Consider the following 12034-nt stretch of genomic DNA (forward strand, 5'->3'; position numbering starts at 1 on the left):
TGTGTTATGAAGCTTCAAGAGGTTATAAAGCATTATATTGTTGACGTAGAAAATCGTTTAGGTCATCACACATCTATAGCTTACCAACAGGCTTTGGGCTATTTAGTCAGCCTGTTAAGCTCTGTATGCGGAGTTAATGAGCTTGAGAAGATTACAGTTTTACATCTTCGTGAATGCTTACGCTATATGATTGAGACGCCTTCGGAAGTGATACGACAGAGAACATTTGGCAAGAAGTCTAATCTTGCTGACTCGACTATGAAAACGTATGTAACGAACTGGAAAGTGTTTTTTAATTGGTGTTATCAGGAGGAGTTAATAGATTCTGACCCTTCTGCTCGCTTAAAGACTCCCAGGCCAGAGAAGCGCGTGTTAAAGACCTTTACATCTGAGCACATTTATAAGATGCTCGACACTCTTGATCTCTCAACGGATATGGGTTTTCGGGATTATGTGATTTTGCTGCTCCTCCTGGATACGGGCATTCGGTTAAGTGAGATTGGTACATTGTTGTTGGAGGATGTCCATGATACTTATATTAAAGTGCGAGGCAAGGGACGTAAAGAGCGTGAGGTGGGTATACATCCCGATTTAGGCAAGTTGTTGTGGAAATATGTGCATAAATATCGTCATCCTGGTAACCCTGATGAGCCTAAAATCTTTATAGATTGCACTAAGCAAGGTAAGGGCAAGGCTATAAGTGGACCAGGAGTAAAGGGAATATTATATAGATTAAGGCTGGCGTTAGGTTTTAAGGATGTCCGTTTATCCCCTCATACGTTTAGGCATACTTTTGCAAAAATGTATATGGCTCATGGCGGCGACATTTTCAAGCTTTCTCGTGAGATGGGACATAGTAGTGTAAGGATTACACAAAGGTACCTGGAAGATTTTGACAGTACAGAAGCACGCAAAGAGCATGATTCTCACTCTCCTCTAAGTGCTCTAGATATTAGCAGATATAGAAAGGGCAGGAAGAAAAAAAGCGGGCAAAATTTTGCATAAAATAGACATTGGAACGGCTTTTTTAGTGTCTATTTTATGCTAGAAAATATGGCTTTAAGCTCTACCGTTAGGCCGAATTTGGTCTAGCGGTAGCTTGGTTTACTCTGGCTTGGGAACATAGAGAAGAGATATAATATTACTTGTTTATTGTTGTGTTTTTTGTGGCTTGGATGTCTATTTTGTAGTAAAATAGGCGTAAGTGGCATATAAAAAGAAATATCACAGAAGAACTGCTAGAAAGAGGGAAGGGCATGGAAGAGTCAATGTTAGCTACATTACAGCGCCAGCAGATCGAAATCGCGGTAGGTGAACTACTTTTGAGTAGTGATCACTACATGCGTGGCAGCATCGCTGAGCGCCTTCGCCACTTAATTTCCCATGCTGACCGAACGCTTGATATCACGAAATTTAGCGAGATGGCACGCGAAGAACTGGCGGATCTCAATCTCCTGCCTCCACTCGGCGAGGAGGTATAGCCCTCACGCTCAATACTACCCAATACTCCTAGGAGCTTGTCTTATTAACGCGTGTGCAGGCGTTATTCGGTGTATACTAAAATTACACAATCTATACCAGGAGATAGAAAAGCCAGAATCCGAGGAGACCCGGGGTATGCAGGTGCAACACGAGAAATCACAAGATAGGCTCATTGAAGAGTTACAACAACAGATAGATCAGCTCACAGCGGAAAACCTCCTGCTCAAGGAGCAAATTACGCGCAAGGAGCAGTTCACGGCCATGATCGCGCATGAACTGCGTAGCCCCCTTGCGCCCATCATCAACTATGCGCAGATGTTAAACCGAGGTCTCTTCGCTCCCAAAAACAATGTCGCGGAGCCAGTCAAAAAATCTCTTTCGCGCAATACCAGCATCATTATCAGCCAGGCTCAGAAGCTGGCGCGCCTGGTGAACGACCTGCTAGATGCCTCAAGATTGGCCACTGACCAGTTTACGCTTATTTGCAAACCCTGTGATGTTGTCGAGCTTGGCCGCGAGGTTGTTGAACAGTTGCGCCCTGTAGCGCCCTATCATTCTTTTGTCGTGGACACGCCTGTTCAAGCGATAAACGGCTGCTGGGACGGGGGGCGGCTCCAGCAGGCCATAGGCAACCTGTTAGACAATGCGATTAAGTACTCCGATGAGCGGAGCACCATCACTCTGCGCATCCAACTCTTAGAGCCTATATTCGACCCACCGGCAAAGGTCAAGGTCAGTGTACATAACCAGGGCGTCAGCATCCGCACAGAGGATATGCAGCACCTCTTCCGCCCCTTTGGGCGACTGGAAGCGACACGCGAAATCCGCCAGGGTTCAGGACTCGGCCTCTACATCACCAAGTCCATCATCGAGGCTCATGATGGGAAGCTCTGGCTAGAAGAAGCGACCCCAGGCGGTCAAAACGGCACGACCTTCACCTTTGAGCTGCCTGTAGAACAACGCTGCTAAAGCACGCATTTTCATATAATGGTACGGACATTCGCGCCATTATATGAAGACGCGTGCTTCAGCAGCGTCTCCCCCCACCAGCGTCCCGTCCCCTGTCTATTTCTACAGGCTCCTCTCCTGTTCGTTTGCACGGGCAGAAAAACCCGCCAAATTAGCGGTGTGAAGCGACCTACATGCAGAGTATACTTACCACTGTGCGAGGGAAGCCCACCAGTAACCACACCAACGGTGAGCAACGCTGTTTGTGGAACCCAGCGTTGCTCGTCGTCAAACCTTGACATGCCTACTGATGTAGCGCATGGCTGGTGTGGCCTGGTGGGGACCATCATCGAGGCTTATCAACGAAAGGAACGGATCATGAGCCAGTGGGCGTATAAGGTCGTGTATATCGATTATCGCGGGCGTATCTCATGCGAGGGTCAGGAGACTCTCATTGGCGATCAAGAGCGACGGAGCGCCTTTGCCCGCCGCTACATGAACGAGCTGGGCAAGGAAAACTGGGAGCTGGTCAGCCTCCAGCCTCTGACCTCTAACTCGGCCTACTACATCTTCAAGCGCCCCGCCCAGGAGGGCGACTACGCGGAAGAGCAGCCAGCCACCAGCGCTGAGCAGCCACAGGCGCAACCCACCAGCGAGAATCCCGCGAGCGGGCCGACCATCGAAAATGCATAACAAATAAGTGATTTGAAAGAAGGAGTGCTGGTTGGCGGCCAATGGCTGCCAACCAGCACTCCTTTGTATAGCAGCTACGAGAAAGAAGTCGAACATCATGAATAGAAATGTTATAATGCAGGCCAGAATATGCATTTAGAGCCAAGGTCGTTATCCTGGCAATTATGGGGAAAACCTGTTTGGCGCATTCGGTAAAAAAACTGTAGGAGAATGTTATGTCATCATCTATTCCCTCGTTCGCAAAAAAACATGTGATATTTTCGCTTGCAGTCCTGGATTTCCTTCTACTCTTGCTGCTCGGCATCCCTGGATACATCATCACATCGCATTCATACGCTTCCCAGACGGTCTTTGTTGTCCATAAGGACAAGCCACTTACACTCACGACGGCTCAGGGCACAAACGTTATGCTGGGTTTTCAGATTGATGGCAGTCTAAACAATTACTGGGCAAGCCCCAATGGTCTGACGCTCACGCTTGATGGAGTAAATCAGCCGTTGACGGTTGTGGAGCCAAAAGAGAGGAATTGGGATGATAGCATCCATACCACAGCCTCAGATCCCGGCAATTCTCTGGACGTGGTTGGCACGCTCACTATTCCCGCTTTCATTAGTGATTCCCAGCAGCATACCCTCAAAGGCACCCTTAGCGGTAGCATCGTCTATCCCACCCCTGGGAGAGATCCCAATTCCAGCGATTCTTCTGGTCCGCTTTTTGCTTTCCATAATGAGACGGTGAATGTAAATACACCCATTCAGATCCAACTGGAGTCCCAGGGAAGCTTCCTCTGGTCGAGCGGATATCTTCCGTTCGAGATCTTTTACTGGGCAGATATCGTGCTCTGCGTCGGGTTAGTCCTACTCACAATTGTTGCCCTGATCCGGGCCATTACAGCGCGCTCGCGAGCTGGAACACAACGCCCCACAGCCGGGGCCACATCGCGTATGAAGGAAACAATCCAGATGGTGCTTGGCGCTATCGTCATTTCAGCCATCTGCTTCTTTATTCTCTTTCTCATCCTTGAGAGTTTGGGTGAAAAGAGCGATCTTCTCCATCCCATTCCAGAGGCTATCAGCACCGGGAATCTTCTACTTCCCCTCCTGATAACCATTGCCTGCGGGGTGGGTCTCGTGGCAGTATTAGCTCAACCAGACGAAAAGGTGAAGCCCTCATGATGAAAAACCCATAAAAGAGAACGCAACTGATAACACTTTGCCGCTTACTGTAGATGTGGAAATAACATGGGCTAAACCAGTACAATTATGTAGGACATTGCTACCTCAAAAAAGAGCAGATCACCCAGATAATTATCAAAATTTGGCCCATGCCATTCCCAATTGGCCAGGACCAATGGCAAATTACATATACTTTTATCCTAATTTACCGGCTTTTATATATTTTTATGTTATGATACAACAAATAAAACACATTGCAAAACAAAGTTATACAGATGTTCGTAGTGTGTCGACGACGAGGAAATCAGGATATGTGGAAAGGGAAGAGGAAATATGAATGATCACGCCATCCATCCATTACGTGTCGCCCGCCAGAGCTTCAACCTTACGCAAAAACGCCTGGCCCTGGAAACAGGTGTCGCCCCCCAGACCATTATGCGCGCCGAGCAAAATAAGCCCATCAACGCAGATTCACGTCGCCGCCTCTGCGCATATTTTCACATGACCTCAGATGCCCTGGGACTGGTCAATGACAAGCGCGAGCAGCACAAAGGGAGACATGGCGAAGACGAAGCTTTAGAGCCTGCACCTTCACAAACGCGCTCGCGGATGCTCATTCGTGGTCAGGCCCTGGCTGTCCAGGAGCTAGAGAGCTCCGATATGGAGCAATCCCGGCGCGACTTTCTCCAGGCTCTGGGCATCACTGGCACCTCGCTGGCGGCCTCCTCCTCACCATTACTCTATCCACCACTCTGGGAACGCCTCTCGCGAGTCCTCGCCCAACCATCCAACATGGACAATGAAACACTCCTGCACCTGGAGGCCATTGTGCGCGATAGCTGGCGTGTCCTCCCTACAATGCTTGGCACCTTTTCCCAAAGCCTCTTGCAATATGTGCTCCAACGCCTGGAAATCGTCACGCAACTCCTCTCAACAACCCTTGCCACCGAGCAACGCATACGCATCGCCAGCGTCGCAGCTGAACTTACGCAGATCGCGGGCGAGCTTCTCTTCGACATGAAGGAGAGCGAGCAGGCCGACCGCTACTATGCAGTAGGGCTGGAGGCAGCGCGCGTCATGCAAAATCCCCTAATGCAAGTGACCCTCCTGGGACGCCGGAGCTTTATCCCTATCTATGAGGAGAAGCCAGAAAAAGCCATCCCCTGGCTGCAACAAGCAAATGTCATTGCCAGGCGCAATGCCCCCTCCATCACGCAGGCGTGGCTGGCCTCCATCGAGGCAGAGGCATACGCCAATCTCCGCCAGACCCAGGACAGCATGCAAGCCCTGCAAAAGGCGGAATACTTCCTGGAGCAACATGAATCCCGACGTAGCGGCGAAAATGCACACACACGCTTCTCCCATATCGTACTCCTCGGCTACCAGGGAGTATGCAACTTGAAGCTCCAGCGCCCAAAAGCAGCTCTTTCGGCTCTACGAGCGGCTCTTCAGCATATGGACGGCGCGCGCACACGCCATCGAACTATCGTCCTCACCGATATTGCCTCCGCCTACCTACAGCTAGGCGAGATCGAGGGTACGCTCTACTACATCGACCTGGCCCTTGAAACACTCAAACAGGTGAAATCCGCCCGCGTCTTGCAACGCCTGAACGATCTCAATCACGCCCTGGAACCCTGGAAAGGCCTCCCCGATGTCAAACAACTGGATGAGAAGCTCCTCGCCATACGCCCCCTCATCGCTCAAGCTTAAAAGAAAGGAAGTCATGTGCAGTTGTGAGTTGCGCGCATGCGCGCAACTCACAACTGCACATGACTTCTTAACTTCCTCGACGCACTAACGTGTAGGCTGATATAATGTCGACAGGCAAATAATGCCACTTAACCACCTACACTCTCGTAAGCGGATGCATTCGTTTAGTCCACCCATAAAAGGGGACCGCGAAGCTAGTCCCAATCAAAGGAGATTGGGAAATTCGTCGAGGAGCCTTTCTCAATGTCACTCTCATCCTCTATTTCCACCACGTCAGGACAAGACTACAAGAACTTTATCGCGGGCCAATGGCGCGCTTCACGCGGCGGTGAGACCTTTATCAGCACCAATCCCGCTCGCACCAGCGATATCATTGGCAGCTATCAAAAATCAACCGTTGAAGATCTGGAAGACGCCATTGAGGCCGCCACCCAGGCACAGAAGGGCTGGGCCGCTACGCCCGCACCCGAGCGCGGCGAGGTCCTCTTCCGCCTGGCTCGCCTCTTTGAGCAGCAGCGCGAAGAACTCGCGACCCTCATGACGCGCGAGATGGGCAAAATCCTCAAAGAGACGCTGGGCGAGGTCCAGGTTTCCATAGATGTTGCCAAATTTATCGCTGGCGAGGGACGCCGCCCCGAGGGCGAGACCATTCCATCGGGTCTTCCTAATAAATTCTGCATGACGGTACGCCATCCGTTGGGCATTGTCGGCATTATTACGCCGTGGAACTTCCCCCTGGCCATTCCGGTCTGGAAGACGCTTCCGGCTCTCCTGGCAGGCAACGCCGTGGTCCTAAAGCCCGCCAGCGATACACCCGCGCTGACCCTCAAACTGGCCGAACTGCTGCAACAGGCAGGCCTGCCCGATGGCGTGCTAAACGTTGTCACTGGCTCCGGTGGCACACTGGGCAATGCCCTGGCCAGCCATAAACGCGTCAATATGATCTCCCTCACCGGCTCAACCGAGGTTGGTCGACAGGTCTCAGAGATCTGTGGACGCGATCTGCGCCGCTGCGCGCTTGAGCTGGGGGGCAAGAACGCTGTCATCGTGCTCGAAGATGCCGACCTGGACCTGGCCGCCACCAGTGTGGCCATGGGTGCTTTTGGCACCACAGGACAACGCTGTACCGCCACCAGCCGCGTCATTGTCCAGCGCTCAGTTCAGAAGGCCTTCACCGAGCGCCTCACCGCGGCGGCGGAACGTCTGCGCATTGGCGATGGCCTGGATAGCCAGGTCGAGATGGGTCCCCTGGTCAACACGGGGCGCGTACCCGCGGTCCATGCCTACACGGAAATTGGCCAGCAGGAGGGCGCAAAGCTCGTCTATGGCGGCACGCCGCTGACCGAGGACGTCTACCAGGAGGGGGCCTTCTACAAGCCCACAATCTTCAACGAGGTAAGCCCAGAGATGCGCATCGCGCGCGAGGAGGTCTTTGGTCCTTTCGTCGCGGTCATTCCCGTCGCAGGCTACGAAGAGGCTATAGACGTGGCCAACGGCACAGAGTACGGCCTCTCGACCGCCATCTTTACCGAGAACTCGCGCCTGACCTTCCGTGCCATCCGCGATATCGAGGCCGGGCTGGTCTACATCAACGCGGGCACCACCGGCTCCGAAATTCACCTGCCCTTCGGCGGCATGAAGAGTAGCGGTAATGGCCACCGCGAACTGGGTTCATATGCCGTAGAGGAGTTTAGCGAGACCAAGAGCGTCTTCGTCTCCTATCCTCCCGCGAAATAAATCGAACATAAGGCATCTTTCAGGCAAAAAAGCAGGCGTCGATCCTGGATCGGCGCCTGCTTTTTTGCCTGAAATCAAGAGCTGCTTACTAGCGAGAATTGCTCGAACATGGCCTCCCAAACCTCCTGATTCTCCATGCGCTCCCGGGGATTGGCCACACGGGCATTGATCATCTCGAAGAGGCTACAGAGCAGGTGGTGTAGCAGCATGGAGGCCTCGTTATAGAAATGCTCGGCCTGCTGCATCTTTCCACTCATCACGTCATAGCAGAGGCGTGTGAAGTCCTCAACATCGATGTGATTCTGCTCCACGCGAAATGTGTAGTTGCCCAGGCGATCCACCTGCTCATTATGCATGAGTTGCAGAAGCGCATTGCTATCCAGGGTGATGCCATTGGCACGGCAGGTCTCGGCCAGGGCATCCATGGTCCAGTTGACGAAATCAACCAGGGCCGCGAGCTGTTCCATCGGAGTCTTGCGCTTATCCCACTCCTGCTCCATACGGCTAAGCAAGTCAAGCAGTGCAAAGTTTTCCAGGCGCAGCTTTTCGGCGGGATCGGGGAGGCGCATCTTGCTGCCATTGGTGCGGGGAGTTGTATCCTGGTAGACAGGTTGCAGAAACTTCTGCTGCACGAGCTGTCCCAGCTCACGCGCGACCTCCATCTCAGGTCGGCGAATAGCGGTCGCAATGCGGCGTATGCGACGATAGAGATTCACATGCGTGAAGAGTTCCAGGCTGCGCAGATCGAAGCGAATGGTATAGGGAATCGCGGGGGAGAGTTGTAACATAGTCCGTATGCCCATGGGGAGAAAGTTGCGCAGTTCCTGCCACTCATCGCTATAACGCACCATATCCATGGTGACGCGCATCACATCGATATTCAGCGAAGATTCGCCATGCGGCAAAAGCTTTTGCACATTCTGGCTGGCAATAAACTCATAGGTACCATCGATCCAGAGGCTCAATTCGCGCGCAGTCCACAGGGTCTTCATGCGCAATGCTTCATTCAATTGTTTCTCGGTGATAGCGCCCATCATCATCAAGCGCTCACCAATGCGTTTGCCAATGGGGTCCTGTAATTGCTGCGCGAAGGCCTGCTCAATCTGGTGGTAGGTGGTCATACCTAACTGCTGCAACACATCGCCAAGTGTGAGTGCACTGGGATCAAACTCACTGCAATTGGCGAGCTTGCCCTCATTGAAATAGAGAATGCCCATCCGGCCCTGGCTCTGTTTTAAGTGAATCGCACCAGTCATTCCACCCAGTTCCACAACCTGTAAAACTTCTACCAACCCAAAGTCTTTTAATGAACCCGACAGTACCGTGCCTGTGCTCATAATCCCCCCATGCGTCAGGTCGTCGCGAAAACGTTACAACGTCGATGTCATGATACTTCTGATCCGAAAACCCTGAGCGCGAAGCGCTAGGCACGCCAGTGACGTTGGGTTTCGGAATAAGATCATAATTCTGAAAGTCGTACTAGGCACTCATACAATGGCAATTATACGATGCGGTACGAGAGATATCCCTCTCCTGGTCACAGCAGAGAACGCTCAATCTCGAGCAATTATAGCAAGCCCCACATGTTCCAACAAGTAGCCCAGGCATACAACTGGTATCCATGTACGCGGTAGAGTAGAACAAGCCATCCCCCCAACCTGCATCAACCTTGTCACAGAGAAGCGGCAAGGAAGCCCCGCCTCTTTAGAGCGGGGAGGAATTGCCGCCTCTCGTGCTGTGGTAGCTATATCCATCATTGCGATGAAGAGGACGACAATAGCGCACAGGGACTCCTTCTATGCGCCCACGTGCGGTTCTCAGATCAAAAGATCCCGTTGCTCGTGCTAAGACGCGCCCCACATGTCTCCCTGCTGCCGCAAATCCCTCTGGTACTACCGCTCGCACCAGGTCACCCGTCTGATACCCATGATGCACCTTTTTGCGTTGTCGATGGCGCTGAGGAAAACCATGCTTATCTACGCCACACAGTTGTCTCTTGCCATAGCCCGTCGCCGTGATCAGCAAGGAAGAGATCCCTGTGGTGTTCAGGTACTCAGGAGTGCTCTGACCGACACACGCCGCGTCTATCCAGTGCGTTTTTGGAAGCTCACGTGTCGTCCTGTTGTACTTCGTTAACCCGCCAGAACCACATTCGATTGGCAGCCCTAACGCTTGTAGCCCTCTGAACAACTCCCAACGGGTGGCATTGACCGCTGCGGCATCTTTGAGCGGGGCTTTTGCCTGAGCAAGAATGTGCTTGAGCATCGCTGGTTTCTTCTTGAGAAAGTCTTTGATGTCCTGCGTTCCCTTGGCCTGGTTACACTTCTCGCATGCGAGCGTCAAGTTACTGACGCGATGCGTGCCCTTGTTGGCACGAGGCACAATGTGCTCCACTTGCAAAGGGACATTGCCCTTGCCGCAATACGCACACATTCGGTTCCACTTCTCTAGCAGGTACTCACGGAGTTCATAGCCTGCCAGTGTGCCTTGTTGATACTCCCATCCCTGGATATCGGGGTTCTCCATCGCTTGCATATCAAACTTCACGAGCTCCATGCTCATTGCTGTGATCGGGCAAAGGTTGCGCAGACGCTTCACCCAGGTCAGTACATTGCTGATCCTGCTAGTAAGCGATGGCGGCAACCAGCCCTCGCGTCGCCTCCGATTCTGCCATCTCGCTTTTCTGTAGCGTGTATGGCGTCGGCGTCGTGAATATCTGACGGTTCTTCGATCATCGAGCGCCTCTTTGATATTTGCTCCACGATGATGGAGTTCAGCCGCAAAGACGACTTCACCCGACTGGTCGTTGACGAGAGCTATGCCTGTGGTCTTTGAGCCTGGGTCAATCTTGATCCGCAGTTCTTCAACGACTGGAGCATCTATCGCAACGTTGAGGATGATGGTAAAAGGAAAGCGTTTCAGTACTGCCGCCTTCCCTTGCGAGAGCAATACGCGTGCCCTTGCAGGATGGACCGGATTGAGCGGTTGCTTGTTGGCATCGATGACAAAAACGTGGCTCATGTGCTTGCTCCTTTCAGAGCCTCCGATTGCTCGGGTGATGGTGGCCTCGATGATGTTATCAGGCGGTACATCCAGCAAGCACTGACTATACCCACGGTCTGTTTAACCTGCTGGTTGTAGAGCGGAAGACTGGCCGCGCATCCTCCGGTACGAACGTTGACACTTCCTGATAACGTAGCCCCATCGCTCCTCCGAAGAAGAGCGGTGGCTGGATCTGGTCATGTTTCAGCTTGCCAACCGTTGGGGGTTACAAGAAGCGTTCAAACTTCTTGCAAGCCCCGGTTTTCAAACCGGGGTCCATGACTATTACTCAGCATAACATCGACGCAACATACATCTCAACCTCTGACCCATACTACATCAAAAATCTACATTTTTCAATGTTAAACACGTTCCGGCAAAAGAAGCAGATACAGAGATAGTACCAATGTGTGCTGGGAAACGGGCAAAAACCGTTTCCCAGCACACATTCTACCCAAAGGCTTGCCTGGCTGACAGGCACAATTCCCTGGATGTTATAATGCAGGCATGAGCATGAAAGATAAAGTCGCTATTATAACGGGTGCGGGGCGAGGCGTTGGACGCGCCACTGCGCAGTTGTTTGCACACGAGGGCGCGAAAGTCGCGCTCTTTGGCCGTACACGCGAGACGCTTGAGTCCTGTGCACACGAGATCCAGGAGCAGGGAGGTGAGGCACTGGTTGTAGCAGGCGATGTCTCACAGGATGAAGATGTCCATGCACTCTTCACGGCGGTAAGCGAGCGCTTCGGGCGCATCGATATCCTGGTCAACTGCGCTGGCGTGGTCCTGGTATGCCCATTTCTCCAGATGGATAGCGCGACCTGGGATCGCGTCCTAAACGTCAATCTGCGCGGCACCTTCCTCTGTTGCCATGAAGCCTTTCGTCTGATGGCTGGTCAGAAACAGGGAGTCATTATCAACATCTCCTCCCTCTCTGGCGTGAAAGGGGTAGAGAAGTTCCCCGGCTTGAGCGCATACAACGTCTCTAAATCAGGTGTAGCCAGCTTGACAGAAATCCTCGCGGTAGAGGGAAAACCATACAATATCCGCGTCTGTGCCGTCAGCCCGGGCGCCATCGATACCGATATGCTGCGCCAGGCCGCGCCTCATCTAAAGGCAGGCATGACCCCCGAAGAACTCGCCAAAATTCTCCTCTTCCTGGCGGATGATGAAAGTGGGAGCAAATTCAACGGGAGCAATATCGAACTCTTTACCAATGCCTAGAATCCAAGCAAGGAGACTGA

Annotated in this window: 10 protein-coding genes; 8 read left to right on the top strand and 2 right to left on the bottom strand. The window is 52.5% G+C overall.

Annotated features, from left to right (window positions below; all coding sequences use genetic code 11):
* The first annotated feature begins 6 nt into the window (after positions 1 to 6).
* The 7 genes from KRAC_RS14470 to KRAC_RS14500 all read left to right on the top strand — a co-directional run bounded on the left by KRAC_RS14470 (position 7) and on the right by KRAC_RS14500 (position 7748).
* Complete coding sequence (locus tag KRAC_RS14470; protein ID WP_007908155.1) at positions 7 to 1005, top strand: tyrosine-type recombinase/integrase; 999 nt, start codon at positions 7 to 9, stop codon at positions 1003 to 1005.
* Positions 1006 to 1256: 251 nt separating this feature from the next.
* The gene (locus KRAC_RS71215; RefSeq protein ID WP_007908156.1) at positions 1257 to 1481 is read left to right on the top strand and encodes a hypothetical protein; all 225 of its coding nucleotides are present in this window, start codon (positions 1257 to 1259) and stop codon (positions 1479 to 1481) included.
* A 136-nt stretch (positions 1482 to 1617) separates the two neighbouring features.
* Positions 1618 to 2451, top strand: a complete 834-nt coding sequence (locus tag KRAC_RS14480; protein ID WP_007908157.1) for a sensor histidine kinase — start codon at positions 1618 to 1620, stop codon at positions 2449 to 2451.
* Positions 2452 to 2730: 279 nt separating this feature from the next.
* Positions 2731 to 3123 (top strand): DUF4177 domain-containing protein, encoded by a 393-nt coding sequence (locus KRAC_RS61595; protein WP_052568230.1) that lies wholly within the window; start codon positions 2731 to 2733, stop codon positions 3121 to 3123.
* Between the two features lie 215 nt (positions 3124 to 3338).
* On the top strand, positions 3339 to 4298 hold the full coding sequence (locus tag KRAC_RS14490) for a hypothetical protein (RefSeq protein WP_007908159.1): 960 nt from the start codon (positions 3339 to 3341) through the stop codon (positions 4296 to 4298).
* A gap of 333 nt (positions 4299 to 4631) precedes the next feature.
* Positions 4632 to 6011, top strand: coding sequence for a helix-turn-helix transcriptional regulator (locus KRAC_RS14495; RefSeq protein WP_007908160.1), 1380 nt, complete (start codon positions 4632 to 4634; stop codon positions 6009 to 6011).
* 243 nt (positions 6012 to 6254) lie between these two features.
* On the top strand, positions 6255 to 7748 hold the full coding sequence (locus tag KRAC_RS14500; RefSeq protein ID WP_007908161.1) for an aldehyde dehydrogenase family protein: 1494 nt from the start codon (positions 6255 to 6257) through the stop codon (positions 7746 to 7748).
* 74 nt (positions 7749 to 7822) lie between these two features.
* Here the strand turns inward: KRAC_RS14500 and KRAC_RS14505 are convergent, their stop codons facing one another.
* Entirely contained in the window at positions 7823 to 9085 is a 1263-nt protein-coding gene (locus tag KRAC_RS14505) for a DUF4388 domain-containing protein (protein WP_007908163.1), read from the bottom strand.
* A gap of 367 nt (positions 9086 to 9452) precedes the next feature.
* Positions 9453 to 10769 (bottom strand): RNA-guided endonuclease IscB, encoded by a 1317-nt coding sequence (gene iscB / locus KRAC_RS14510; RefSeq protein ID WP_007908164.1) that lies wholly within the window; start codon positions 10767 to 10769, stop codon positions 9453 to 9455.
* Between the two features lie 534 nt (positions 10770 to 11303).
* Here iscB and KRAC_RS14515 point away from each other — a divergent pair.
* On the top strand, positions 11304 to 12014 hold the full coding sequence (locus KRAC_RS14515; protein WP_007908171.1) for an SDR family NAD(P)-dependent oxidoreductase: 711 nt from the start codon (positions 11304 to 11306) through the stop codon (positions 12012 to 12014).
* The last annotated feature ends 20 nt before the right edge of the window (positions 12015 to 12034 follow it).

It is taken from the genome of Ktedonobacter racemifer DSM 44963 (assembly GCF_000178855.1).
GTDB classification, from domain to species: Bacteria; Chloroflexota; Ktedonobacteria; order Ktedonobacterales; family Ktedonobacteraceae; genus Ktedonobacter; species Ktedonobacter racemifer.

Coding starts and splice junctions, on each gene's coding strand:
- KRAC_RS14480 (WP_007908157.1), top strand. CDS start 1,618: ATGCAGGTGCAACACGAGAAATCACAAGATAGGCTCATTGAAGAGTTA.
- KRAC_RS71215 (WP_007908156.1), top strand. CDS start 1,257: ATGGAAGAGTCAATGTTAGCTACATTACAGCGCCAGCAGATCGAAATC.
- iscB (WP_007908164.1), bottom strand. CDS start 10,769: ATGAGCCACGTTTTTGTCATCGATGCCAACAAGCAACCGCTCAATCCG.
- KRAC_RS14490 (WP_007908159.1), top strand. CDS start 3,339: ATGTCATCATCTATTCCCTCGTTCGCAAAAAAACATGTGATATTTTCG.
- KRAC_RS14515 (WP_007908171.1), top strand. CDS start 11,304: ATGAAAGATAAAGTCGCTATTATAACGGGTGCGGGGCGAGGCGTTGGA.
- KRAC_RS14500 (WP_007908161.1), top strand. CDS start 6,255: ATGTCACTCTCATCCTCTATTTCCACCACGTCAGGACAAGACTACAAG.
- KRAC_RS14495 (WP_007908160.1), top strand. CDS start 4,632: ATGAATGATCACGCCATCCATCCATTACGTGTCGCCCGCCAGAGCTTC.
- KRAC_RS14470 (WP_007908155.1), top strand. CDS start 7: ATGAAGCTTCAAGAGGTTATAAAGCATTATATTGTTGACGTAGAAAAT.
- KRAC_RS14505 (WP_007908163.1), bottom strand. CDS start 9,085: ATGAGCACAGGCACGGTACTGTCGGGTTCATTAAAAGACTTTGGGTTG.
- KRAC_RS61595 (WP_052568230.1), top strand. CDS start 2,731: ATGCCTACTGATGTAGCGCATGGCTGGTGTGGCCTGGTGGGGACCATC.